The 25,768-nt window shown below is 45.0% G+C and carries 19 protein-coding genes; 14 read left to right on the top strand and 5 right to left on the bottom strand.

From position 1 onward, the window contains the following. Positions 1-196 precede the first annotated feature (196 nt). From ACR65H_RS09460 to ACR65H_RS09450, 3 genes are all read left to right on the top strand, one after another. The gene (locus tag ACR65H_RS09460) at positions 197-1,660 is read left to right on the top strand and encodes an O-antigen ligase family protein (RefSeq protein ID WP_440499932.1); all 1,464 of its coding nucleotides are present in this window, start codon (positions 197-199) and stop codon (positions 1,658-1,660) included. A gap of 321 nt (positions 1,661-1,981) precedes the next feature. Next, on the top strand, positions 1,982-4,210 hold the full coding sequence (locus tag ACR65H_RS09455; RefSeq protein WP_440499931.1) for an S-layer homology domain-containing protein: 2,229 nt from the start codon (positions 1,982-1,984) through the stop codon (positions 4,208-4,210). A 103-nt stretch (positions 4,211-4,313) separates the two neighbouring features. Further along, on the top strand, positions 4,314-5,459 hold the full coding sequence (locus ACR65H_RS09450; RefSeq protein ID WP_440499930.1) for a polysaccharide pyruvyl transferase family protein: 1,146 nt from the start codon (positions 4,314-4,316) through the stop codon (positions 5,457-5,459). A gap of 437 nt (positions 5,460-5,896) precedes the next feature. On the opposite strand, the gene ACR65H_RS09445 is transcribed toward ACR65H_RS09450, so the two are convergent. Further along, positions 5,897-6,349, bottom strand: coding sequence for a LytTR family DNA-binding domain-containing protein (locus tag ACR65H_RS09445; RefSeq protein WP_440499928.1), 453 nt, complete (start codon positions 6,347-6,349; stop codon positions 5,897-5,899). 185 nt (positions 6,350-6,534) lie between these two features. On the opposite strand from ACR65H_RS09445, the gene aceA reads away from it, so the two are divergent. From aceA to ACR65H_RS09425, 4 genes are all read left to right on the top strand, one after another. Next, positions 6,535-7,827 (top strand): isocitrate lyase, encoded by a 1,293-nt coding sequence (gene aceA, locus ACR65H_RS09440; protein WP_440499927.1) that lies wholly within the window; start codon positions 6,535-6,537, stop codon positions 7,825-7,827. Between the two features lie 80 nt (positions 7,828-7,907). Next, positions 7,908-9,464, top strand: a complete 1,557-nt coding sequence (aceB, locus tag ACR65H_RS09435) for a malate synthase A (RefSeq protein WP_440500099.1) — start codon at positions 7,908-7,910, stop codon at positions 9,462-9,464. Positions 9,465-9,483: 19 nt separating this feature from the next. Then, a complete protein-coding gene (locus ACR65H_RS09430; protein ID WP_440499926.1) occupies positions 9,484-9,612 on the top strand; it encodes a protein YhfH in 129 nt (42 codons plus the stop codon). 121 nt (positions 9,613-9,733) lie between these two features. Then, on the top strand, positions 9,734-10,900 hold the full coding sequence (locus ACR65H_RS09425) for a pyridoxal-phosphate-dependent aminotransferase family protein (protein ID WP_440499925.1): 1,167 nt from the start codon (positions 9,734-9,736) through the stop codon (positions 10,898-10,900). 47 nt (positions 10,901-10,947) lie between these two features. Here the strand turns inward: ACR65H_RS09425 and ACR65H_RS09420 are convergent, their stop codons facing one another. Continuing rightward, on the bottom strand, positions 10,948-11,814 hold the full coding sequence (locus ACR65H_RS09420) for a glycerophosphodiester phosphodiesterase family protein (RefSeq protein ID WP_440499923.1): 867 nt from the start codon (positions 11,812-11,814) through the stop codon (positions 10,948-10,950). A gap of 137 nt (positions 11,815-11,951) precedes the next feature. On the opposite strand from ACR65H_RS09420, the gene ACR65H_RS09415 reads away from it, so the two are divergent. The 7 genes from ACR65H_RS09415 to ACR65H_RS09385 all read left to right on the top strand — a co-directional run bounded on the left by ACR65H_RS09415 (position 11,952) and on the right by ACR65H_RS09385 (position 20,444). Continuing rightward, positions 11,952-13,085 carry an ABC transporter ATP-binding protein gene (locus ACR65H_RS09415; protein WP_440499922.1) on the top strand — a complete coding sequence of 378 codons (1,134 nt, stop codon included), beginning with the start codon at positions 11,952-11,954 and terminating at the stop codon, positions 13,083-13,085. Then, positions 13,082-13,978: a carbohydrate ABC transporter permease gene (locus tag ACR65H_RS09410; protein WP_440499921.1), complete on the top strand. Its 897-nt coding sequence runs from the start codon at positions 13,082-13,084 to the stop codon at positions 13,976-13,978. The genes ACR65H_RS09415 and ACR65H_RS09410 overlap by 4 nt, the downstream gene beginning before the upstream one ends. Positions 13,979-13,980: 2 nt before the next feature. Next, the gene (locus tag ACR65H_RS09405) at positions 13,981-14,793 is read left to right on the top strand and encodes a carbohydrate ABC transporter permease (RefSeq protein ID WP_440500098.1); all 813 of its coding nucleotides are present in this window, start codon (positions 13,981-13,983) and stop codon (positions 14,791-14,793) included. Between the two features lie 33 nt (positions 14,794-14,826). Further along, positions 14,827-16,215: an ABC transporter substrate-binding protein gene (locus tag ACR65H_RS09400; protein ID WP_440499919.1), complete on the top strand. Its 1,389-nt coding sequence runs from the start codon at positions 14,827-14,829 to the stop codon at positions 16,213-16,215. A 179-nt stretch (positions 16,216-16,394) separates the two neighbouring features. After that, positions 16,395-18,773, top strand: coding sequence for a bifunctional 2',3'-cyclic-nucleotide 2'-phosphodiesterase/3'-nucleotidase (locus ACR65H_RS09395; RefSeq protein WP_440499918.1), 2,379 nt, complete (start codon positions 16,395-16,397; stop codon positions 18,771-18,773). Between the two features lie 293 nt (positions 18,774-19,066). Further along, entirely contained in the window at positions 19,067-19,249 is a 183-nt protein-coding gene (locus tag ACR65H_RS09390; RefSeq protein WP_440499917.1) for a hypothetical protein, read from the top strand. A gap of 115 nt (positions 19,250-19,364) precedes the next feature. Continuing rightward, positions 19,365-20,444 (top strand): CapA family protein, encoded by a 1,080-nt coding sequence (locus ACR65H_RS09385; protein ID WP_440499916.1) that lies wholly within the window; start codon positions 19,365-19,367, stop codon positions 20,442-20,444. A 43-nt stretch (positions 20,445-20,487) separates the two neighbouring features. On the opposite strand, the gene ACR65H_RS09380 is transcribed toward ACR65H_RS09385, so the two are convergent. The 3 genes from ACR65H_RS09380 to ACR65H_RS09370 form a co-directional block, all read right to left on the bottom strand. Next, positions 20,488-22,653: a 5'-nucleotidase C-terminal domain-containing protein gene (locus ACR65H_RS09380; RefSeq protein ID WP_440499915.1), complete on the bottom strand. Its 2,166-nt coding sequence runs from the start codon at positions 22,651-22,653 to the stop codon at positions 20,488-20,490. Between the two features lie 192 nt (positions 22,654-22,845). After that, positions 22,846-24,573, bottom strand: coding sequence for an N-acetylmuramoyl-L-alanine amidase (locus tag ACR65H_RS09375; RefSeq protein ID WP_440499914.1), 1,728 nt, complete (start codon positions 24,571-24,573; stop codon positions 22,846-22,848). Positions 24,574-24,710: 137 nt separating this feature from the next. After that, positions 24,711-25,607 carry a C40 family peptidase gene (locus ACR65H_RS09370; RefSeq protein ID WP_440499913.1) on the bottom strand — a complete coding sequence of 299 codons (897 nt, stop codon included), beginning with the start codon at positions 25,605-25,607 and terminating at the stop codon, positions 24,711-24,713. Between the last annotated feature and the right edge of the window lie 161 nt (positions 25,608-25,768).

Genomic DNA, 25,768 nt, shown 5'->3' with positions numbered 1-25,768 from the left:
TTACCGATTTACTAGAAATGAATTGTTCGGATAGTTTGCTAGGAGTGAAAAGGAGAGGGTTTTTGGCAAGTTCATGTCGATTTTTTTGAAAATGCAACTAAACGGTAAGCCGCAACGTCGTATAAGATGCTATAATGACTAAGGGTCATGCCCATTAACCTATTGGAGATCATTCGTGGAAAGGGTTTTATTGTTAATGACAACACTTACAAACAAATTGAAGGAAAAAGATACAGTTTATTTCTTAGTTGCATTGGCGGTCGTCGTGGTCGCACTTTTCCTTCCATCGTCCATTGCACTCGTCGCGACATCATTGTTTTTTGTTCTTTTTGCATTTTTCAGGCCACAGCAAAGCCTATTATTTCTCGTCATCTATGTAAGCATCCGCCCGTTGCTCGTGGAAGTGAACTCAGGGCTGAAGTTGATCGGTGATTTGATCACTTTCATAGCGTTCATCAAGATTGTCATTTCAAGCGGACGTAATTGGAAAACATTGTTTTCATTCAAATGGTTCGAATGGGCGTTTTTCGCACTACTGATCGCAGGATCGATCAGCGGATTGCTTCAAGACGTTCTGCCGCAAGCGATCATCTTCCAAGTTCGGACATTTGTCATTATGTACTTGCTTTATTACATCATCGCAAGAATGACGTTGCCAGATGACTGGTTGAAAAGACTCGCTTGGGTAACGGTTTGGACGAGCATGATTTCCTCCATCCACGGCCTCATTGAAAAGCTTTCGATGCGCCAGTTGCTATTGCCCGATGTGTGGAAATATAAAACGTTAAGCTCAACGAACTTCGTGCGCATTTACGGATTGCCAGGCAATCCGAACTCAATGGCATTATTATTGCTTTTCGGAATTATGTCGTTGCTATTTTTACAACACATTTATAAAGGCGAAAAATATAAGTGGTTCTTGAACATCAACCTAGTGCTGTTCGTCGGGGTCTTCATCTTAACGTATTCACGAGGAACATGGATTTCTGCTTTTGTTCTTGGAGCGATTTTCATTCTGATGACCAAGAATTGGCATTTGCTGAAAAAGCTTGTTATCGCAGGTATCGCTGCAATTATCCTCATCTACTATCCGGTGAATTTAGGCGTTAGCTTTGTCGCAAAACTTGGGGTTGAACCGCCGGAAGATCCGGCAGGCAGCATCGCCGGACGTTTCGGCGAGACGTTTAACGAGCAAAACTTGGCGCTCATGTCTGAAAGCGGCCGTTTCTTCTATATTAAGAAAGGCTTTGAAATCTTCAAGGAATATCCGGTCGCAGGTTCAGGATTCGGCTCGTTCGGCGGATCCGCTACATTATCGTATGGATCGCCGATTTACGATCATTACGGAATCCGTTCGGATATTTACGGAGGCAAGTATTTCTATTCGGATAACCAATATATTCAAATCATTACGGAGACAGGAATTATCGGCGTAATCTTATTCGCAGCCTTTCTGCTCGGCATGCTGTACCTGTTCTGGAAGGAACGGAAAACACCGATGGGCAAATTCATGATTGCGCTTTGGTTCGCAACTGGCTTCTCCGGCTTTTACTATAATATATGGGAGCTGAAGCTTTACACGATGTTCTACTTCATCCTGTTCGGCGTCTTCGCTTCCATGACGAATCAATACACGAAATTCAAAACGAAAGATATTTGACTACTCACCATCCGGCCACTTCGCCGGGTGGTCTTTTTTATATAATGAAAAAATCTACTATAATTCCATTCTAAAAAATCCTCAGTTAGTCTCCTAGTATTGTAAGCAATAATGACGATTTCTTCCTGAATCAAACAGTATTTACCAATCGAATTACGTCGGAATCTAGACAGGACAACACTTTGTCCGCTATTTCCTTCTTATGGATTATAGTAATTTGTCGAAACGTTTGGTAAGCTGGACATTGATTCATAGAAAGGAAGGTGTCGACTTATCATTAATAAAGTAGATTCATTGAAAAATTTCGGGAAAAAGGTCGCGATGACAGCGGCTGCTGTTTCACTTTTAGTGGCAGTGCCAGCTGGAGCATCTGCGAACACGCAGACAGTGGATAGCTATCCGGTTTCTTCCGGAGTGACGTATACGCATTACACACATTCGGGCACGAACCATATTAATCATGTAAGTGTCAATTTGAATGACCCTTACACGAAGCTCGATGTCGGATTGCCATCCCCGCTAGCAAAACGGGACGCGACGACAACACTTGCAAATCGGGATACACGTGATGGGAATCGTGTAGTTGGAGCAGTGAATGCATCATTTTTCGACATGAAGTCAGGATTGCCAATGTATTTGATTTCGCAAGGAAATGAAATCATCAACGGCGGCGTCATTTCAAGTTCCCGTGAATATTATGTGAGCAAGCCTATTGCCTTTGGTGTCATGAATGACGGCCGTGCAGAAATTGATGAGTTCAATTTCGACATTCGCATCAACCATCAAGGCACGGATTACAAGATGACCGGGTTGAACCGCGAAAGGCAAGCTGATGAAACCATTGTATTTACACCACAACATATTTCATCTACGACCGGGTCTAATGAATTCGGTATCGAAATCGTCGTAGATACCGGTGAACCAATTACGTCTACATATTATGGGCAGCAATTGACTGGAAAAGTTGTGCAAGTGAGAGATTATGGATCAAAAGAAAAAGTCACGATTCCAAAAACAGGATTTGTCATTTCCGCACATGGATTGAAGCCGTTGGAACGATTAAAAGGGATTAAAGTTGGGGAGACCGTTTCTCTTAACTTATCAATAGACTCGAAGTGGATGGATTCATCTTTCATGTTGGCAAGTGGGCCAATGCTGTTAAAGGACGGCAAGCCATACATTACGATGGATACATCGAACTGGCGTGCAAAAGCGATGACGGCACGCACGGCAATTGCCATCAGCAAAGATAAAAAGAAAGTCGACCTCATCACAGTGGATAACAAAAGCGGATATAGCAACGGCATGACACTGACACAGTTCGCGAATTATTTGGCATCCCAAGGTTACGACCGTGCCATCAACTTTGACGGCGGAGGTTCGACGACGATGGGCATCCGCAAACATGGCAGCAATACGGTCGTTCTTGCAAACCGGACGACTGATACTAGCCAGCGGAAAGTATCAGCGATCATTGAAGCGATTAGCACTGCACCGCTCAGCGATCCAGCGCATATTAGTGTTTCACGTGGACAAGTTGGTGAAATGCTCGTTGGTGCTAGCGTTCCGTTGACAATCAACTACGTGTTGGATACGTATTACAATCCGTTGAAAGTGGATGCATCCCAATTGTCAATTACGTCCGCTAACGGCAAAGCATCCGTTTCAGGTACGACATTTACGGCAACAGCAGCAGGAACTGATCGCATTAACGTCCAATACGGCACTGCAACGCAATCATTCCCGATTACGATTGTTGATGCACCTGCAAAGTTGACGATTTCACCAAGTACTTCGTCAATCGAACCTGGATCGACAGTGACTTTCAAAGCAACGGCAACCGATGCACAAGGAAAGCCGGTCATTTATTCTCCTGAACAATTGACATGGAGCGTAAGCGGTGATGTCGGTGCTATTACAGAAACAGGAACGTTCAAAGCGTCTAAAGTGCCTGGCAAAGGGTCCGTAAACGTGAAGCTCGGAACGAAAACAGCATCACTTCCAATCGAGTTGTCCGATGGAATGCCTGCATTCACGGATATCCCGTCAGATTATGCATACTATACGGAAATCCGTTTCTTGAAAGACCTCGGTTATATTAAAGGAGATCTGGACGGCAAGTTCAACCCTGGCCAGACGTTATCAAGGGAACACGCCGCTGTTATTTTAAGCCGCGTCTTCAACTTGGATACTTCTGTTAAAGGAGCTCAAAAGTTCAGTGACGTTCCGACGACGCATCGTTACTTCAACGAAATCAACGCCATCGCTGAAGCGAAACTCGTCGGAGGTAAAGGGGACGGTACATTCGATCCTGCTGGTCAGTTGACGCGTGCACAAATGGCTGCAATTCTCGTGAAAGCTTACGAGTTGCAAGGGGAGTCCGAGAAGAAATTCAAAGACGTGCCTTCAAGCCACTGGGCATACAAACAAGTTCATATCCTTGCAAACCATAAAATTACGACAGGGAATGAAAAAGGGAACTTCGAACCGAATAAACCGGTAAACCGCGCACAATTCAGCGCATTCCTATACCGCGCCATTAATAAATAATCATGAAAATGCCGTCGGATCGTTTATACGGTCCGCGGCATTTTTTTCTTTACAATCGAAGCATGATATAATAAGTACATTATTTGTAGAAGGATGTTGGATTATGAAAATAGGAATTGTAGGGAATTATGGAAACGATAATAACGGGGACGAAGCGATCTTGCTTAGTCTTGTAAAACAAGTAACATCCACTTTCGATATTAATACGTCTCAGCTCACCATTTTCAGCAATAATCCGCAACAGACGGCCGAGAGATACGGTGTGGAAAGTTATCCGCTCTATTATAAAAAAGGGAATGCTGTCAAGACGTTCATCGAGACATTCCGCCAAAATAAGAGAGTCGTGAAAAAGCTGGACTTGCTCATTATCGGTGGAGGCGGCATCTTGATGGACTTGTACCGCCGGGAAGCGCCGTTGTACGGATCGTATGCGATGATGGCGAAACAGTCGAAAACGCCATATGTCATATATGGATGCGGGGCAGGCCCATTGCATACGTCGTTAGGAAAATGGTTCATCCGCTATATGTGCAAACATGCTGAAAGTGTTTCTGTCAGGGATCCGGAGTCTGCACAGTTATTGCGGTCTATCGGTGTCAACGAACAAGTAGATGTGATCGGCGATCCTGCGTTTTCATTACGTGAAGAAGGCGCTTCAGATAAATCTATTGTACCGACTAAAATTGGTGTCACTGCTGTCCCTTATTACAACGCCGACTACTGGCCGGAAGGGAATCCTGATATTTATCAGAAATACGTTGAAGGCATGGCGAAAAATCTAGATAAGCTCGCATCTGGGCGTGACGTCGAAATTTCATTTTTCGCAACGAAGTTTCCGCAGGACGCCAATGTGACAAAGGATATTCAGGAGTTGATGACTGAGCGTTCGAAAACGACAATCATCGATGAAAACTTATTGCCTTCTAAAATATTGGAAGTGACAGAGCAGCAAGATATCGTCATCGGAACTCGGTTGCACTCATTAATATTAGCGACGTGCACCGAAACTCCAGTAATGGCGATTTCATACCATCATAAAGTGAAAGACTTCATGAGTTTGGCTGGGCTGGACCGTTTTTCATTCCCAATCGATGAACTTCATGAAAACGACGAGTACTTCCTCGGTGCGTTCAATGAAATGAATTCTGATTGGAAGGAGACTTTGCAGCAAACCGAACAGCTATCGAAGAAGCTGTATGATGAAGCGATGAATGGAACTGTTCAATTTACGAATGCGTTGAATAAATGATAGAGTGTGCCGCCGGATAAATAATTATCCGGCGGCTTTTTATTGAGTAAGTGCACAAGAAATCAAATCAGCGCTCAAGAAGTTCGTCTTCGCGCTCAAAAAATCCACCCGCGCTCAAGAAATCAATTCGGCGCTCAAGAAGTCCACCCGCGCGCTCAAGAAGTCCACCCGCGCGCTCAAGAAATCGAATCGGCGCTCAAGAAGTCCACCCACGCGCTCAAGAAAACAAATCCGCGCTCAAGAAGTCCACTCGCGCGCTCAAGAAAACAAATCCGCGCTCAAGAAGTCCGTCCCCGCGCTCAAGAAATCGAATCGGCGCTCAAGGTTCCGCCCCCGCGCTCAAGAAATCGAATTTGCGCTCAAGAAGTCCACCCTCGCGCTCAAAATACCACCTTTTGCGCTCAAAGCCGCAACCTAACACGCTAAAACTCCCACCATCAAAACCCCAGCACACACTTCACATCATTCACATACGATTGGCTCACCGGCAATCCTGTACCATCCACTAACGTCACAACGAGATTCGACGAGAAATCGCGCGAAATCCGTGAAATCTTAGCTGTGTTCACAATATAAGAGCGGTGAATGCGCAAGAAGATTTCAGGCAGCCGCTTTTCCAATTCTTTCAGCGTGCTCGACACACTGAATTGACCGTCCTCTGTATAGAAGAAAGTCTTTTTCTGATAGCTTTCGATATGGGTGATCTGTTCAATCGGTACAGGGTACCATTCGTCGTCGAGCTTTCCGGTGAGAATCCGTAATGGATTAATTTGATCAGGAGTAAGGATGACGACAAGTGCAGCTTGTTCCCCGTTTATTTCAATCGGCATCCAATCCCCTTGCAGACTAGTTATTTGATGCAAGATATCCGCACGTAATTTTTTCTCCATTCATTTATCTTCCCCTTCATCGATTTCATCACGCTATTTTCTCATTCATCCTCTAAAACTGCCTTTTTGTCGGAATGCACAGACAGTTTTAATATTCTGTTATATAGTAATGTATAACAACTTTAACTGTTGTGGAACAGTAAGAAAGTATCAATTACTCTATTAATCGAAAGGTGTGGTGTGAAATGGCGAAACAAAAAGGACGAATGGAACAAATTGAGCAGTTGGAAAGAAGCTGGCAGGAGGAAGAACGTTGGTCGGGAATCGAGCGTGGATACAATGCCGAGGACGTCATCAAATTACGGGGATCTGTTCAAGTTGAGCATACGTTGGCGAAAAGAGGAGCAGAGCGGCTCTGGAAATCACTTCACGAAGAGGATTTCATCGCTGCGCTTGGCGCACTGACGGGCAATCAAGCCGTACAGCAAGTGAAAGCGGGGCTCCAAGCGATTTACTTAAGCGGTTGGCAAGTGGCGGCGGATGCGAATATGGCGGGACAGATGTATCCCGATCAAAGCCTCTACCCGGTGAACAGCGTGCCGAATGTCGTGAAGCGTATCAATCAAGCGTTGCAGCGCGCAGATCAGATTGATTATGCGGAAGGCAGGACGGACGAATTTGATTGGTTCGCTCCGATTGTCGCTGACGCGGAAGCGGGATTTGGAGGTCCACTAAATGTGTTCGAATTAATGAAAGCGATGATTGAAGCGGGAGCTGCAGGCGTCCATTTTGAAGATCAACTTGCCTCCGAAAAGAAATGCGGTCACCTTGGAGGAAAGGTGCTTCTACCGACGCAGAACGCAGTCCGGAATTTGATTTCGGCGAGACTAGCAGCTGACGTATTAGGCGTTCCAACAATCATCATTGCGAGGACAGATGCCGATGCAGCGGATCTGATTACGAGCGACATCGATGAGCGCGACCACGCGTTCATTACTGGAGAGCGGACGCCGGAAGGATTTTACCGGACGAAAGCCGGTATTGAACAGGCGATAGCCCGCGGCCTTGCATACGCGCCATACGCCGATCTCATCTGGTGTGAAACGTCGACGCCAGATCTTGAAGAAGCGAAACTTTTTGCGGATGCCATCCATGAAAAGTTTCCAGGCAAAATGCTCGCCTATAACTGTTCGCCATCATTCAACTGGAAAACGAATTTGGATGACGAAACAATCGCCAAATTCCAACGGGAGCTCGGCAAGATGGGCTATAAATTCCAATTCGTTACGTTGGCAGGCTTCCATTCATTGAACCATAGCATGTTTGAATTGGCCCACGGTTATAAAACTGAAGGGATGGCTGCTTATTCAAAGCTGCAGGAAGCTGAATTTGCGAATGAATCAAAAGGATATACGGCAACCCGTCATCAGCGCGAAGTCGGAACGGGCTATTTCGATGAAGTTGCGCAAGTTATCTCGGGAGGCACGTCTTCAACGACGGCTATGAAAGGGTCAACGGAAGAGGCGCAGTTCGTCTAATCCAAATCCATACATGATACGAAAGGATGATTCAACTGACTACTCAACGGACGCGTTTCAATTTGGATGTGCTTGGTGAGATGACTGTAGCAACGGAGGAGATTTTAACACCGGAAGCGCTTGAATTCATTTATAGCTTGCATGAACAATTCAATGGTCGGAGGAAAGAATTGCTTGCAGCGAGGGAATTGAGGCAACAAAGATTTGATGCTGGCGAGAAACCTCGCTTTCTGGAGGAAACGAAGCATATTCGTGAGGGAGATTGGACGATTGCACCGATTCCATCTGATTTGCAAGATCGGCGGGTTGAAATTACAGGACCTGTCGATCGGAAAATGATCATCAACGCACTTAATTCCGGGGCAAAAGCGTTCATGGCGGATTTTGAAGATGCAACTTCGCCTACTTGGTCGAATATGGTTGATGGACAGCTCAATCTGAAAGACGCTGTGAGACGGACGATTTCATTTGAGCAGGCGTCCAATGGAAAGAATTATTCTTTGAATGAAGAAACAGCTGTGTTAATGGTAAGGGCACGTGGACTGCATTTGGACGAAAAGCATATTCATATCGACGGCGAGCCGATGGCGGGAGGGTTTTTCGATTTCGGACTTTATTTCTTTCATAACGCAAAAGAATTGATGGAGCAGGGCACAGGTCCGTACTTTTATTTACCGAAGCTCGAAAGCCATTTGGAGGCGAGGCTGTGGAATGAAGTATTTATCTTCGCACAGGAAAAGTTAGGTATACCGACAGGCACGATCAGGGCGACGGTGTTAATTGAAACAATTCCGGCTGCATTCGAGATGGATGAAATTTTGTATGAATTGCGTGAACACATAACGGGGCTGAACTGCGGTCGTTGGGATTATATTTTTAGTTTCATTAAAAGACTTCAGCGACATCCCGATGTCATCTTGCCGGATCGCAGTCAAGTTACGATGACTTCACCCTTTATGAGAGCTTATACACAGCTTTGCATCCAGACATGCCACCGGCGGAACGCATTTGCGATGGGAGGGATGGCGGCACAAATTCCTATACGCAATAATCCTGAAGCAAACGAGGAAGCATTCAAAAAGGTCGCGGAAGATAAGCGCCGTGAAGTGACGGATGGACATGATGGAACATGGGTCGCACATCCCGGGCTTGTCCCGGTGGCGATGGCTGAATTCGATGCGCATATGAAAACGCCGAATCAAGTCCACAGGAAACGTGAAGATGTGCAATTGACCGCGTCAGATTTGCTGGAAGTGCCGTCTGGGACGATAACGGAGGAGGGATTGCGGATGAATTGCAGCGTCGGCGTCCAGTATATTGCTTCTTGGTTGAAAGGGAATGGAGCTGTTCCAATCAATCATTTAATGGAAGATGCAGCGACTGCGGAAATTTCCCGCTCCCAAGTATGGCAATGGATCCGTCATCCTCAAGGTCGCCTAGTGGACGGCAGGAAAATCAATATGGAATTGTTCAAGGAAATATTTGCAGATGAAATGAAAAAATTAAAAGAAGCAGTAGGCGAAAAGGAGTTCCGTTTCGGCAAATTTAACGAGGCAGCCGATCTGTTCGTCGAATTGACGTTGCAAGATGAGTTCGAGGAATTTCTGACGCTGCCTGGCTATACAAAATTATCATAGGAAAAGGAGGAGGTTCATAATGGTGAAAACGACAGGCGTGAATAGGAAATCGAAAAAGTATTGCCAAGAATGCGGGTGCGAAATCGTCGAGAAAGTTGAATCCCTGCTCTATGAGTGCGAGCGCTGCATCGGCAAACATAAAGAATAATGACGTGGCCCGGTCTCCTTGTTAGGAGAGCGGGTCATTTTAATAAAAGGGTTTCACTCCCTCTCTGACGAATGATGATGATATGATAGAAGGGAAAATAAAACGTAAAGGGGATGTTAGGATGCGCAATGAAGAGATGCTTTTAATTCCTGGACCTACACCGGTCGTCGATTCAATTTACGATGCAATGGCAAGTGAGACGAGAGGGCATACGGATCCTCGCTTCGTCGAAATTTACAAGCGTTCGATTGAGCGGACGCGCGAGATGTTCAATACGGACGGGGAAGTATTTGTCATCGCCGGATCGGGGACAATCGGGATGGAAATGGCGCTCGTTAATACGGTGGGTGCCGGAGAGCGGCTCTTAGTCATCAGCCATGGTTATTTCGGAGACCGTTTCATCCAGCTCGGGAAGGCATTCGGAATTGAAATCGATGTCCTCCAAGCTGAGTGGGGCAAACAAGTTGCGGCTGAAGAAGTGGAGCGTCAATTATCGGAGCATACATACAAGGCGGTGACGATCACGCATGCAGATACGTCCACCGGAGTGGCTGCCGACTTGGAGATGCTTGTCCCGATCGTGAAAAAGCACGGAGCGCTCGTCATTTTGGACGGGGTTTGCGCAACTGCTGCGATGGAAGAGGATATGAGCAAAGAGTATGGCGAAGCAGGATATAAGATTGACGTCGTCCTGACTGGCTCCCAAAAAGCAATTGGTGTTCCACCGGGACTTGCGATTGTCGCATTCAACCAAACTGCATTGGAAGCGCGTAAACAGCTCGGACGTATTCCTGCCTATTACTGCGATATTGAAAATTGGATTCCAATCATGCATGATCCGTCCAAATATTTCGCAACTCCTCCCGTAAACTTGATTTATGCTTATGACGAGGGGATGAAGCTTGTCCTTGAAGAAGGATTGGAAAAGCGTTATGCAAGGCATGAGGCATATGGACGCGGTGTGCGCGCCGCACTACGGGAATATGGCATGGCGCCATTGGCGGACGAAGAAGTTGCCGCTTCGACATTGAGCTGCTTCCATTACCCGGAAGGGGTCAATGACGCTGAATTCCGTGCTGCTTTGGCCAAGGAAGGACTCGTTGTCGCAGGCGCGTTGGCGCACTTGGCGGGTAAAGCATTCCGCATGGGCCATATGGGCAACACATCGGAACAAATGCTCATTTCAGCAATCGAAAAAATCGGCGAAGCGTTGAAAGAAACCGGTCGCGATGTGTCGATCGACCAAGCAGTGAATCAATTCAAACAAGCAACAGCATCGCTTGTTTAATAAAATTAAGCCCCCCAATTTCCTTCACTTGGAAATTGGGGGGCTTTTCAATCCTCCTGAAACTCCTTCAACACTTTAACCGCCACATCCGGCACATCTGTAAATATCCCGTCTGCACCGATTTCAATCATATGTTTAATGTCCTTTTCTTCATTCACCGTGAAAGGGTGGACATGCAGTCCTTCTTCGTGTGCAGTCTTCACTAACTCTTCTGTTGCTACTGTCTTATCGATACCGATGCCAGAAGCATACTTGGCGACTTTCCCCAATCTCTTTTTCGTTAGCATCGTTTCATTTTTCGCCGAATACAGTTGTATAAGCGGAATGGCCTGCTCCTGCTCATGGATTTTCTTCAAAGAGATGGCATCGAATGATTGCAGAATCACTTTTGGCATGTCTGCGTCATCCAAAGGTAACAGCCCGAACTCCAGCAGCTGCCCAAGCAACGCTTCCTCGATTCCAGGGTAAGAGGCAGGTGTTTTCAGTTCGATATAGTAATTGACGTCATCTTGGAAATACGAAAAAATCTCCTCTGTACTGACAATCCGCAACGAGTCAAAATCCAGTGGGAAAGAAACGGGCAGCTTACCGTCGTAACTCGACTCGCGCTGTATGTCCTTCAACTCTTGAAATTCGACCTGTGCTACAGTCTTGTTACCGTTCGGCGTATGCACAATCGAATCGTGCATCGAAACAAGCTCCCCATCTTTCGTCATATGAACATCCAATTCAATATAATCGGCTTCCATTTGGACTGCCAATCCATAGGATAATAAGGAATGCTCCGGCGCGTAGGCGGAAGCCCCGCGGTGAGCAATCACTAGAAATTTATCTTCAGGTAAAGAAGCCGCTTTCGAGGTAGTTGAACAAGCTGCTAGAAGGGCAAGTAAGACAAAAAGTATCCCTTTTTTCACGAATATTTCCTCCTTGATCGTAAAGTAATTGTAAAGAATGAGAAAAAAGGAAGGAATTGTGACTTCTTTTAGCGAAGTGTGTTGTAAGACTACTTTTTCAGATTACTAGAAAATTTTAGCGGAAAGGATTTTGATCAATGAAACAGGTTGAACTGATAGACGTCTCTAAATCATACGATAAACAAGTGGACGTTATATCCAATATAAACGTAACAATCGAGCCCGGCGAATTTTTTGTACTTGTCGGTCCTTCAGGCTGCGGTAAAAGTACGATGCTCCGTATGATTGCTGGCCTTGAAGAAATTACAGGAGGAACACTAAAAATCGGCGATAAAGTCGCGAATAATCTATCACCTGATAAACGTGACCTTTCTATGGTTTTCCAGAACTATGCGCTTTATCCGCATTTGTCGGTCCAGCAAAACATTACATTCGGCCTCGATGTAAAAAAGATGAAAAAGGAGGAACAGCGGAAAAAGGCGAAAGAAGTGGCAGAAATGCTAGGCTTGACCGAATATCTAGACCGGAAGCCGCGAGAACTTTCCGGTGGCCAGCGTCAACGGGTAGCCTTAGCTCGAGCGATTGTCAGTGAAACGCCAATTTGTCTCATGGATGAGCCGCTCTCGAATCTTGACGCGAAGCTGCGTGCCCATATGCGTTCCGAAATTAGAAGGATCCAAAGAAGTCTCGGCATTACGATGATTTACGTCACCCATGATCAAGTGGAAGCGATGACGATGGGTGATCGAATCATGATCCTCCATGAAGGGAAGATTCAGCAAATCGGCAAGCCGATCGACATTTACAATTATCCTGCAAATCCATTCGTCGCGACGTTCATCGGATCGCCTCCTATGAATCTCGCAAAGGCGGAATACAATGAATCGACTAGACAGCTTGATATCGGAAATGATTTCAAGCTGAATGTCCCTGTCGATGAAATCGGAACATTGCCAAGGACATCCATGACAGTCGGAGTTCGTCCTGAAAACCTCCATCCTGTAACGCCTGAAACTGCGACAGAGGACGTTTTCCATGTCGAAGTGACGAACGTTGAAATCCTAGGGAATGAAACCGTCTTTTCATTCAAACTCGGCGAGGAGGAATGGATGGCTAAATGGACCGGCCAATGGCATATCGGCATCGGCGATCGCCTGCCAGTTCGGATGGAATTTGAATCATTGTCCATCTTTGACGAACAGAGTGGAGAGCTTGTTAAGAAAACAATTGACTATGGCAACTATGTTACGCAGCAAGAGGTGTCGCCATGACACGGTTTGCAACAATGTGGAGGAAATCCATAGACGGCCGGACAGCTGCCCTTTATTTATTGCCATCTATCATTCTGTTTTCCATTTTCGTATTTTATCCGATGTTTCGGACGCTCTATTTAAGCTTTTTCCTGACAGATCAAACGGGTAATGCCGCCATCATGGTCGGGTTTGAAAACTTTCAATATTTGCTCGGATCATCTGAATTCCAGAATAGCATGAAAGCGACAGGGCTGTTTGTATTGTATACTGTTCCGATTACAATCATCCTGGCGTTGTTCTTTGCATTACTTGCCAATGAAAAATTGAAGGGAATTGGATTTTTCCGGACGATGTATTCATCGACGATGGGTATCTCCGTCGCTGCGTCATCCGTCATTTGGCTGTTCATGTTCAACCCGAGCATCGGGATGTTCAACCGTTTGCTGAGCGTCTTTAATTTCCCGCAAATCCAATGGCTTCTCGATCCGGAATGGGCACTGTTATCCGTGTCGATTTCGACAATTTGGATGAATATCGGTTTTTCATTCCTCATTCTTTTAGGTGGTTTGCAAAACATCGACGAGCATCTTTACGAGAGCTCGAGAATCGACGGAGCGGGCTATTTCTATCGGTTGAGACGCATTACGTTGCCGATGCTGTCACCGACGCTGTTTTTCATCATTACGATTTCCTTGATTAACGCGTTCCAGACATTCGGCCAGATCGATATTTTGACGAAAGGCGGACCTTCGCAGTCGACGAACTTGATCGTCTACTCGATCTATCGGGAGGCGTTCATCAACTATCAGTTCGGGACTGCCAGTGCGCAAGCCATCATTTTATTCCTCATCATATTAGTTGTCACCATCCTCCAATTCAAATTGGGTGAAAGGAAGGTGCACTACCAATGAAAATGGGGCTCGCTTCGAAAATATGGATTTATTTCTTATTAATTATCACTTCGGCATTCGTCTTCTTCCCGGTATTGTACGCATTCATGATTTCATTCATGACGGGTCCGGAGATCATCCAAGGAAAGTTTTTCCCGGAATCGATCAACTTTGACAATTACGTTAAAGTGTTCAGCCGGTTGCCGTTGCTGAACTACTTGCTGAACAGCTTTATCGTCTCTGTGAGCGTCATGCTCGGTCAGCTTGTCGTCTGCAGTCTTGCTGCATATGCGTTTGTCTTCTTTAAGTTCAAAGGGAGGGATTTCATTTTCTTCCTGTTCATATCGACGATGATGATCCCGTGGGAAGCGACGATGATTCCGAACGTGTTCACGATCCGCAAGCTCGATTGGTTCAATACGTATCAAGGGCTCACATTACCGTTTTTTGCGCTTGCATTCGGCACATTCCTTCTTCGCCAGCATTTTCTTACGATACCGAAGGAACTGCATGAAGCTTCTCAAATCGCAGGGCTCAGCCGATTCCGCTTTTTCTGGCGGGTCGTCCTCCCGATTTCGAAAACAAGCCTTGTCACGTTGGGCGCGTACGGCTTCCTGACAACTTGGAATATGTATTTATGGCCGCTGCTCATAACGACAAACCAATCTGTTCGGACTGTACAAATCGGCCTGAAGCAGCTGCAGTCCCAAGAAATCGCAACCGAATGGGGGGTGGTCATGGCAGGAGTCATTGTAGTCATCATACCGACGCTGCTTTTACTGTTCATCGGACAGAAGCAGCTGCAAAAAGGGTTATCCCAAGGTGCGTTAAAATGATCAATTCTACCAATTAAAAGGGGTGCATGTAATTTGAAGAAACTACTCAGTTCTTCTCTATTTTGGATGCTGATTCTTGCGGTTGCGATTTTGACGGCTTGTACGAACAGCGACAGCGATAAAAAGACGGATGAACCAACAACAAATGACTCGTCATCCGGAACGGAAGGGACGAATGCTGATAGCGCTGCAACCGGCGAAAAAGTGACAATCGAATTCTGGCATGCGATGTCAGGCACTGGGCAAGAGTCAATTGACGCCATCGTTAAAGGGTTCAATGAATCCCAAGACAAATACGAAGTGAAGGCGGAATTCCAAGGATCCTATGAGGAATCGTTGACAAAGCTACGTGGAGTCGGCGGAACGAAAGATGCTCCAGCCATTACACAAGTGTTTGAAGTAGGAACAAAATATATGATCGACAGCGGCTATATCGAGCCGATGCAGAAATTCATCGATGAAGATAATTATGATCTTTCCCAGCTTGAGGAAAATATTTTGAACTACTACCGTGTAGACGGCGAGTTATATTCAATGCCATTCAACTCCTCAACGCCGGTAATGATCTATAACAAAGATGCATTCAAAGCAGCTGGACTCGATCCTGAAAAGGCACCGGAAACGTTCTCAGAAGTGATTGATGCGGCGGCGAAGCTGAAAACAGATGAAATGTATGGATTTTCCATGTTGACGTACGGTTGGTTTTTCGAGCAGCTCGTTGCGACGCAAGGCGGCTTGTATGTCAATGAAGACAACGGAAGATCTGGAGACGCGACAGAAGCTTTATTCAATGGACCTGAAGGGCTGAATGTATTCCGATTCCTCGATACGATGAACAAAGCTGGCACATTCGGTAACTTCGGAACAAACTGGGATGATATCCGTTCCGCATTTGCAACGGGCAAAGTAGCGATGTATATGGATTCGTCTGCTGGTGTAGCGGGAGCTATCAAAAACGCTCCGTTTGAAGTAGGGGTCGCTTATATTCCGCATGCAGATGAAGTTCAACGTAATGGCGTTGTCATCGGCGGTGCTTCGTTATGGATGTCGAAGGGCATTGCAGAAGAAGAGCAGGAAGCGGCTTGGGAGTTCATGAAATACTTGACTACACCTGAAGTCCAAGCGAAATGGCATCTCGATACAGGCTACTTCGCTATCAACCCTGCAGCCTATGACGAGCAAAGCGTTAAGGATAAGTGGGCGGAATTCCCACAATACAAAGTAACAGTGGATCAGCTTCAAGACACGATTCCTGGCCTTGCAACTCAAGGCGCGCTTATTTCTGTTTTCCCTGAATCGAGACAGCAGATCGTAACGGCCTTGGAAGAACTATACCAAGGAAAAGATCCGCAAGAAGTGCTTGATAAAGCTGCAGAAGGAACAAATCGTGCGATGGAAATTGCGAACAAGACAAAACAATGACAATAGGCTGTCCGGTAATCGATTGTTGATTGCCGGACGGCTTTTTCGGGATGAAATGAGTGAATGTGAATTCATCCCTATTTCCAATTATGATATTGTATAGAATAGTAGATTACTAGAAATGGTTTTACGTGCAATATCGCACTTAAAATAAAAATTACAGTAGGGGAGATGGAATCATGTCTTTCATTCGAAAAGCGGGAATGTGGATTGCTGTCATGGCACTTGCATTCAGCGGTTTTTCAATGTCTGTCGCAAAAGCGGCGGGAGCTCAAGATGTGACACGCGGGGAATTCATAGCAGCCGTCGTGGAAGCGCTTGAACTGGAATTGGGAGATGGAAGCACGATCGAATTTACGGATGTCGACGAATCGTTGGCTCCTATCATTGAAGCGGCACAACAACACGGACTTATAAAAGGTGCCACTTCGACCGAGTTCAAACCTGATGAGAAGCTGACTCGTGAGCATGCGTTTCTAATCGCATCGCGTGCAGTGAAGTCGGAGGAAACCTATCCGGTCACGTTATTAGATCGTTTCAAAGATAAGGCGGACTTCAAAACTGATGAACTAGAAGAACTGGCGAAAAGTGTCGGTTTGGATCTGTTCAGAGGTTATGAGGATGGTACTGCGAAGCCGCAGCAAATCGTAACAAATGGACAGGTGAAGAAAATCATCGACAGGATGCTCGCAGTATATAACGCAGCACCTGAAGTGGATGAAACAAATAAGGACGCAATCGCTCTTCGTATACTCGGCACGAGCGATTTGCATACGAACTTCGTAAACTATGATTATTATCAGGACAAGCCGACGAATGAATTCGGATTGGCGAAGACTGCTCTTCTCATTGAAGCAGCTCGTGCAGAAAACCCGAACAGTCTATTATTCGATAACGGTGACTTGATTCAAGGAACTCCGCTTGGCGGATATAAAGTGTCTGTCGATCCGTTGGAAAAAGGAGAGTTGCATCCTGCATTAGCAGCACTGCAAGCTCTTGACTTTGATGCTAGCACTTTAGGTAACCATGAGTTCAACTACGGACTCGACTATTTGGATCTAGTATTGGCAGAATCGCCATTCCCAATAGTAAATGCGAATGTCTATGATGCTGAAACAGGAAAGAACCGCTATACGCCTTACGTCATCATGGACAAAGAAGTCGTGGATGGCAATGGGGAAACCCATGTGCTGAAAGTCGGCGTCATCGGAGTAGTAGCTCCAGGCATCATGCGTTGGGACCGTTCCCATCTTGAAGGGAAAGTGACGGCAGAAGACGCGGCAGATACGGTTGGAAAATTCGTTCCAGAAATGAAAGAAGCAGGAGCAGATGTCGTCATCGTACTTTCCCACTCAGGTATGGGAGATGAAATCCATACGAAAGAGGAAGACGATGTTGCCTACCAAATTACTGCAATCGACGGAGTCGACGCAGTTTTAACAGGCCATAACCACTCCGTATTCCCTGGCGATTATGCAGATCTGAAAAACGTTGACAGTGAAAATGGTACTGTCAATGGGACGCCGATCGTTATGCCAGGCAAATTCGGAAGCCATTTGGGTGTTATGGATCTAGTTCTTGAAAAAGATGGGGAAAGCTGGAAAGTAGTTAGCGGCAAAGGGTCACTACGTGAAATTGATTCCAAATCCGATGCTGCTTCGGAAAAAGTGATTGCAGCTGTGAAAGAAGCTCATGAAGGCACGATCGAGTATGTCCGCAGCCCTGTCGGCAAAACGACATCTGCAATAACGAGCTATTTTTCATTAGTGAAAGATGATCCTTCCATTCAAATCGTAACAAATGCACAAAAATGGTATGTAGAAGAGCAATTGAAAGGCACAGAGTATGAAAGCTTACCGATCCTTTCGGCAGGTGCACCATTCAAAGCGGGCGGACGCAATGGAGCAAACTATTATACTGACATTCCTGCGGGACAAGTTGCCATTAAGAACGTCGCTGATTTGTACGTATACGACAATACGGTGAATGCAATTGTTCTGACCGGTGCGGACGTGAAGGAATGGCTTGAAATGTCTGCGGGTCAATTCAATCAGATCGATCCTGCTTCAACAGAAGAGCAAGATTTGGTCAATCCTGAATTCCGTACGTACAATTTCGATGTGATTGATGGGGTGACATATGAAATTGACGTCACACAACCAGCGAAATATGATTATGCAGGCAAAACGGTCAATGCAGATGCAAACCGTATCGTCAATTTACAATACGACGGCAAGGAAATCGATCCTGAACAAAAATTTGTCGTTGTTACGAATAACTACCGTGCTAGCGGAAGCTTCCCGGGCGTCGTTAATGCAACCGATAAAATCGAATATGCATACGAAAACCGTGAAGCGATCATGGATTACATGATTGCAGAAGAAACGATCGACCCGTCAACGGATGACAATTGGAAGTTCGTTCCGGTCAAAGGCGATGTAAAAATCGTATTCGAAACAGCAGAGAAAGCGAAAGACCTCATTCCGACAGATAGCGGAATCGAATTCGTCGCACCGACGAAAGATGGCTTCGCGAACTTCTCCATCCAATTGAAATAAGGAAGTTGAATATGAAAGAGCAGGGGAAACCCCTGCTCTTTTTCTCATCTACATCTAAATTTCGGTAAGTGATCATAAATCTCTGCAAGTGATCATAAATCTCCGCAAGTGATCATAAATCTCGGTAAGTGATCATAAAACTCCGCAAGTGATCATAAATCTCCGCAAGTGATCATAAATCTCCACAAGTGATCATAAACCTCGCCTTTCTCTTCCTCCTACTGTCCCTTCGATTAAAAGACAGGATTATGGGTATCGTTAAGGTAAGAATGAAAATGGAGGAGCTGTTCACCATGAAAGACAACCGTTTTCAAACGAATCCTAATGATGAAAAGGGTGAAGGATTCACAGGAATGCCAAACGCTAAACGTTACCCGGACTTCGAGCCCGAACAGGACGCGGACAAGCAAATGATGCAATATCGTAATTCAACCGAATGCAGAGAACAGCCAACGGACCACAAATGGGAACAATAATACGAAGACCTATGCTTATTCCCGACGAAGCGTAGGTTTTTTTGCATCTTCCATATTTTTCAAAGTTGGAGTATAGTGTGAAAGAGACTACTACTTTACGACTGGGGATAGTTGTTTGAAACGTATTGCTATATTGTCCTTAGCATGCAGCTATTTATTAACTGGGTGTATGAAAAATAGAGAAGAAATCGTCCGTCCCGATGACTTTGCCTTACTGCAGTGCAATCCGTATGTCTTGGATTTACATGATAAATCATCCGACATGACAATCGGCATGATCGGGGACATCCTGTTGCATTATCCGCTCTATACATACGATAACTATGACAATTCCTTCAGTGCAGTGAAAGATGAGATGAGCGGAACCGACTTTCTGCTTGCGAATCAAGAATCGCTGCCAGGTGGAAAGGAGCTAGGTTTGTCCGGTTATCCGCTATTCAATAGCCCAAAGCATATTATTCGAGATTTGAAAGCGAGTGGGGTCGATATGCTATCTATCGCTAACAACCACACGCTTGACCAGAAGGAAAGCGGCCTATTGAAAGCAATCGGGCATTTGAATGAATATGAAATGCCGTATGTCGGTGCGTATAAGTCTATTGAGGACCGGGAAACTAAGCGGATCTTTGATGTGAAAGGCGTCCACATTGGCGTTTTGGCGTATACATACAGTTTGAATGGAGCTGCTATACCGAGAGGGAAGGGCCATTTAGTTTCATTAATTGACAAAGAACGCATAGAAACAGAAATTAAGGAAATGAAGGAAGAAGTCGATATTACAGTCGTCTCCATTCATTGGGGCGATGAATATGCGTTATATCCTTCTGCGCGCCAAAAGGAGCTTGCTGAGTGGCTTTCGTCGGAAGGGGTCGATATCATTTTCGGCCATCATCCTCATGTATTGCAGCATTACGAGAAAATAGGGAATACGGAAGTGTTTTATTCGCTAGGAAACTTTTATTCCGCCCAACAATTCGATTCGACAAATATCGGCGGTATTGCAAAAGTGCACGTATCAACTACCGAACTAGCAGGGAAACGCTTCGTGCAAATAGATAAATCGACATTTTATCCGACAGCTGTCGTCAAGGACGATAATAATAGATTTATAGTCGTACCGTTGAAGGATGCCAATACTCAATCTAATTTTAATGAAGAATGGGCGACGAACCATGTTGGCCTTCCATCTAAATAAAACATGCCCCCGCTCGCTCGCGAGAAGGGGCATGTTTTGTCTGTTACTCTGCTTTTTTCACTTGTTTCGTATTGTAAATATAATTCGAAACGATTTTTGCTGCTTGTTGATGCGTTGTGAATTGTTCTGGCATAAATTTACCTTCATAGCCTGAAGCAATTCCGAGCTCATGCAACATGGAGATTGCGTTTACCGCATCATCTGCATACTTTCCGAAATCGGAATAAGGTGCTTTCGCAGAAGCTGTATACTTCTCACCAGTGTAGTTTTCAAATGCACGCTCTAGTATTAAAGCAAATTGTGCACGCGTCACTTTATCGTTCGGGTTGAATTTACCGTCATTGCCTTTTACGATGCCGTTTTCGTAGGCAGCCGCAATATCAGCTTTCAAATCGTCGGATAGACCGTTGAGATCTGAGAATGGCGCTTGACCTTCAGCTTTTAATCCATTTGCTTTAACGATCCATGATACCATTTCAGCGCGAGTGATATGCTTACCAGGCTTGAACGTGGAATCTTTCGTCAAAATATCTCGATAGTAGAGATCAGAGATGTATGGATAAGCCCAATGGCCAAGTGATACATCTTTGTAAGGAACAGTCGCGATTATTCGACCTTCAATTCCTGTTGTAACTGTACCTAACGACTTAATATGATTTGCAAGGTTTTCCCAGTCGCTAAAACCAGGTTCGCTTGCACGGCCATCTTCGTATGCTTTGCCAAGAGCTTCAAAGCCGTCTCCACCTTTAGCAGTGAAAACGTTCGTTGCTGCTTTGTACATCTTGTCCGCTTCGACTTCTTCGCCATTGATTTTCAATGAAACGACTCGTTTTCCAGGCTCTGCAGTACCGTCAAAGACGACTTGCATGCCAGCGACGTGAAGAAAACCGCCACTTTCTTTCGGGTATTCCTTGACAGAATGCTCGAATGTTTCACGAAGCTCAGCTCCGGTCAATTCCATGATTGCAAGGCTGTTGCCGAATGGCAGGACAGTGAGGACCTCACCATAAGTGACTTCGCCCTTATCAATGGAAGTACGGATGCCACCGCCGTTTTGGAATGCTATGACAACTTCCGGATCGACTTCCTTCGCTTTTGCTAACATTCCGTCTGTAATGATGTTTCCAAGATTCGTTTCACCTGCACGGACGCCGCCCAAGTCGCGCAGCCCGCTTAGGAACACATCTGCAACTCCGCCAGTCGGTGAGTTTTTAATTGCTCCAACCTTATCGGCATATGGTTTTAGCTTCTCTTCTGCTTCAGCGTCTTTTTCTCCTTCTTTGGTGTCGACTGCATGAAGCACTCCATTGTACTCTTTAATAACTCCATTTTCATCGAATGTAATATCCAATTGTCCAAGGAATTTTTGATGTTCGTTTGCTTGTACAATGACGACAGGTCCTGCTTCTCCTTCATGTACAAACGGTTCATCTAATTTGGAATGCGTATGTCCGCCGACAATAATATCAATGCCTGGGACGTTAGCTGCGAGCAATTTATCATTATCGATAGCATCACTATCATTGAAGCCGATATGTGTCAAAGCAATGATTTTATTGACGCCAAGCTCTTCGAACGCTTCAACTGCTGCCTTTGCTTCAGTGATGTAATTCGTAAACTTTATTTCTTTCGGACTGGAAATATCGACAGTTTCTTCAGTCGTCAAACCAAATATTCCGATTTTCTCCCCATCAATTTCCTTTACAATTCCGTTAAAGATTTTGCCGTTTTCAGGCTCAGCCGTCACTTCTCGAAGCTGAAGGTCTTTGAAATTATTGTCGGCTGAGAAATCGACGTTTGCTGAAACGAATGGGAACTCTGCTTTCTTGATGAAGTCGGCAAGTCCTTTATGTCCGTCTTCCGAACTGCCTAGGTCAAATTCATGATTTCCAAAGGTCATTGCGTCATAACCAAAATAATTCATGAATGCTAGGTCCGCTTGTCCTAGGAATTCGTTGAAATAGAGGGAACCCGAGAACACATCACCAGCATGCAACAAGACATTGTGCGGCACTTCCGCACGTTTTGCTTTCAATAGTGCAGAGAAATAGGGGATGTTGTCCAACTGCGCATGGGTGTCATTCGTGTGGAACACAGTCATTGAGAAATCTTTTGACGCTTCTTCTGCGGAAACGGCAGCAGGGGTAATTCCCGCCATACTGAACAGCAACATGGACGCAGCCGCGCCTTTAAAATACTTCGTTGACATAATGCACCTTCCTTTTATGGGTTTTTCTTCATCAGTATTCCAATATAATTAACAGAGCTGGAATAATGATGAAAACTATTCATTTTAAGTTTATCATTATCATATTTAAAGGACAAACGAATTTTCCGTAAATATATAGATTCATAGAAAAAGCCGGAAAGAAGTACATTCACTTCTTTCCGGCATAATAGATCATTGTACTGCGTAATATTGTACAAGCCCTTGATAGATCGCTTCTGCGTAAATTTCTGCATATTGATCGCTCGATAACTTCTTGAAATCATCAGGATTCGTAATGAAACCGAGCTCAACAAGTACAGCGGCAACATTATTATTACGAATAACATAGAAACGTTGGTCGCGAACACCGCGATCGTTCATATTGGCGTTTTTCACAAGATTTGTTTGAATCTTGCTTGCCAACAGCTTGCTCTCAGAAGCATTCGGATTTGTGGAAGAGTCATAGTATACTTCCGATCCTTTTGCTGCTGATGAGCCAGCTGCATTCACATGGATGGAAACGAAAGCTTCTGCGTAATGCTTTTTAGCGAGTTCTGTCCGCTGTTCCAATGTCAAATACGTGTCATTTGAACGCGTCATCACTACTTTTGCGCCTGCATTCTTCAACTTGCTTTCTACAAGTTTACCAACCTTTAATACAACGGACTTTTCATTTAATTTATTGCTCGACGCGCCAGGGTCTTTTCCGCCATGGCCAGCATCGATAACGATGATTCGATCCTTCAACGGGTTGCCCGTCTGGTTGATAAGCTTCAAATAATTTTTATGGACATAACCAGAACCGCTTTGCAAATTGATTTTAGCCCAATTGCCGTTAATCGATTCGATATCCACTTTTTGATTGAGGGATAGCTTTCCTACAATTGCTGATGTGCCATCAGGTGATTTTCTGACATTCAAAACTTTAGTGGTAACTTTTCCGACCAATCCGCTTGATGGAGAGGAGTTGTCCCAATCTTCCTCAGGATCAGTTACTTCAGGATCAGTTACTTCAGGTTCTGATACTTCAGGTTGTTCTGGTTCCTCCATAGCTACATCATCGTCGGATGGTGTTTCAGTTCCGACTTCAACTGTGTAACGGCCATGGATATATCCGTTTTTACCGTCGATTAGGATAAGTAGCCAGTCGCCTGTCTGTCCAATAACTTCGACGATTTCACCGTCTTTCAATCGACTGACGACATCACCGGTAACTGCCGGATGAGTACGGACGTTCAAGTTGTCTCCGCCAGTTGACACTTTTGCAAAATACGTTCTCGAAGTTTGTTCAGGCAATTTGACCGTTAGCTTATAGTCGTCATTCAAAGCACGTGCTACAAACAATGCAAATTGCGAACGAGTTAACAGATCATTCGGCAGGAATTTGCCTGCATCTCCTTGTGTAACACCACCGTAGTACAATCCGTTAATTTGCTTTGCGTAAGCATGGTCTTTCATGTCGGTGAGCATTAACGGACGATCGACTGTCACATTCTCCGAAAGATTGAAAGCGACGGAAAGGGCATATCCCATTTCATCCCGTTTCAATTTTTCGTTCGGATCAAAGCTTCCGTCGGCTTTTTTCTTGAAATAGCCGAGTTCAACTGCACGGCTCGCAAATTCATACTGCTCAGTGCCTGGCTTTAGATCTTTGAACTGAATGTTTGGCGTAGGCATGTCCTTTTTGCCGGAAGCGATGACGAGCATCTTCGCCGCATGAGCACGTGTCAAATTGTTGCCGGGATTGAATTTTTCTGCTTGATTGACGATACCCAAATCAGCTATGTAATGTACTTGTTCGTAATACTCTTTCTGAGGTGAGATATCCGAGAATTGAAACTTTGCCGAAGAATGTCCAGGGACGATGGAAACAAGAGCGAAAAAAAGTAAAGCAACAGCTGCCCATTTAAACGTTTTCATGGTGTCCTCCTAAATAAGATGTAGATTAAGTTTACCAGTTTTATCAACGTAAATCTATAGAGGATTTACTATTTTAATAGAGTTATTCTGAAAAAAACCGAGTGTCCAATACTACGGAACACCCGGTTTTTAGGCTATCAATGAAGTCGATCAAGAATCTTTTGGAATTGCTTTTCAGTCAATTTATCGTTAAGACCGAAAGATCCATCTTCATATCCGCTTGCAATATGGTTATAGGCTAGTATATTAATATATTCATTAGCCCAATGATCTGCAGGAACATCAGTATAAGATGTATTTGTAGAACCTTGTAAATTGAAAGCTTCTACGATGACTTTTGCCATTTGCGCACGAGTCAATGAATCATTTGGATTGAATTTCCCGTCATTTCCGGTAAATAGCCCGGCACTTGCTACTTTCGAGATTGCCTCATATTGAGGATGATCTGCCGCTACGTCAGAGAATGATATATCAGTAGCGTTTGATTCCAGGCCAAGTTCAGTTACGAGCGTCTCTGCTATTTTAGCGCGAGATACATAGACAGGTGTAGTTGCCGTCGGTTCTTCGAAGGCGACTGTTTTTTCATTCTTGAAATCCGCGACGCGACGGGCGCCTAAATAACGTTTTCCCCAGTATGCAGGGTCGTTGACGGAAGAAATCATAACACCTTTGGATGTCGAAGCATGGATGAATCTGCTGGAACCGATATAGATTCCGACGTGTGAGACTCTGTTCCCGAAAGTGTTGAAGAAGACGAGGTCTCCAGTTTTAAGATCGCTTTTCTTAACAGCTGTTCCCATAGCAAACTGTTCGCCAGTCGATCTTGGAATATTGATGCCTTGCTTTTTAAAAACGAATTGTGTATATCCTGAGCAGTCGAATCCGGAAGTGGTTGTGCCTCCATAGGCATAAGGCGTTCCTATAAAGGTCCGCGCTGTACTGACGAGCGAAGTCGGTGAATTCGCTGAGGCCATGGCTGGTACGGACGTTGCTAACAAAAAGCATGCCAAAAACGAGAAAAACAGTTTCTTCATATGGTTCCCAAATTCCCCTTTCGCACGTTTACATACAGTGTGCTTTTATCTGAGAACATCCTACCATAGCTAAACCTTCATTTCGGTTACAGTTACATTACAATAACGTTACATTCTTCGACTAGTGTCGAAAAGGCGCTCATACCAACGTTTTATAAAGG

It is taken from the genome of Sporosarcina sp. SAFN-015, assembly GCF_059415085.1.
This window is presented reverse-complemented; position numbering and strand designations above follow the sequence as displayed.

Bases quoted from the DNA above. Each gene is read 5' to 3' on its own strand.
- ACR65H_RS09460 (WP_440499932.1), top strand. From the start codon at position 197: ATGACAACACTTACAAACAAATTGAAGGAAAAAGATACAGTTTATTTC.
- ACR65H_RS09455 (WP_440499931.1), top strand. From the start codon at position 1,982: ATGACAGCGGCTGCTGTTTCACTTTTAGTGGCAGTGCCAGCTGGAGCA.
- ACR65H_RS09450 (WP_440499930.1), top strand. From the start codon at position 4,314: ATGAAAATAGGAATTGTAGGGAATTATGGAAACGATAATAACGGGGAC.
- ACR65H_RS09445 (WP_440499928.1), bottom strand. From the start codon at position 6,349: ATGGAGAAAAAATTACGTGCGGATATCTTGCATCAAATAACTAGTCTG.
- aceA (WP_440499927.1), top strand. From the start codon at position 6,535: ATGGCGAAACAAAAAGGACGAATGGAACAAATTGAGCAGTTGGAAAGA.
- aceB (WP_440500099.1), top strand. From the start codon at position 7,908: ATGACTGTAGCAACGGAGGAGATTTTAACACCGGAAGCGCTTGAATTC.
- ACR65H_RS09430 (WP_440499926.1), top strand. From the start codon at position 9,484: ATGGTGAAAACGACAGGCGTGAATAGGAAATCGAAAAAGTATTGCCAA.
- ACR65H_RS09425 (WP_440499925.1), top strand. From the start codon at position 9,734: ATGCGCAATGAAGAGATGCTTTTAATTCCTGGACCTACACCGGTCGTC.
- ACR65H_RS09415 (WP_440499922.1), top strand. From the start codon at position 11,952: ATGAAACAGGTTGAACTGATAGACGTCTCTAAATCATACGATAAACAA.
- ACR65H_RS09410 (WP_440499921.1), top strand. From the start codon at position 13,082: ATGACACGGTTTGCAACAATGTGGAGGAAATCCATAGACGGCCGGACA.
- ACR65H_RS09405 (WP_440500098.1), top strand. From the start codon at position 13,981: ATGGGGCTCGCTTCGAAAATATGGATTTATTTCTTATTAATTATCACT.
- ACR65H_RS09395 (WP_440499918.1), top strand. From the start codon at position 16,395: ATGTCTTTCATTCGAAAAGCGGGAATGTGGATTGCTGTCATGGCACTT.
- ACR65H_RS09390 (WP_440499917.1), top strand. From the start codon at position 19,067: ATGAAAGACAACCGTTTTCAAACGAATCCTAATGATGAAAAGGGTGAA.
- ACR65H_RS09380 (WP_440499915.1), bottom strand. From the start codon at position 22,653: ATGTCAACGAAGTATTTTAAAGGCGCGGCTGCGTCCATGTTGCTGTTC.
- ACR65H_RS09375 (WP_440499914.1), bottom strand. From the start codon at position 24,573: ATGAAAACGTTTAAATGGGCAGCTGTTGCTTTACTTTTTTTCGCTCTT.
- ACR65H_RS09370 (WP_440499913.1), bottom strand. From the start codon at position 25,607: ATGAAGAAACTGTTTTTCTCGTTTTTGGCATGCTTTTTGTTAGCAACG.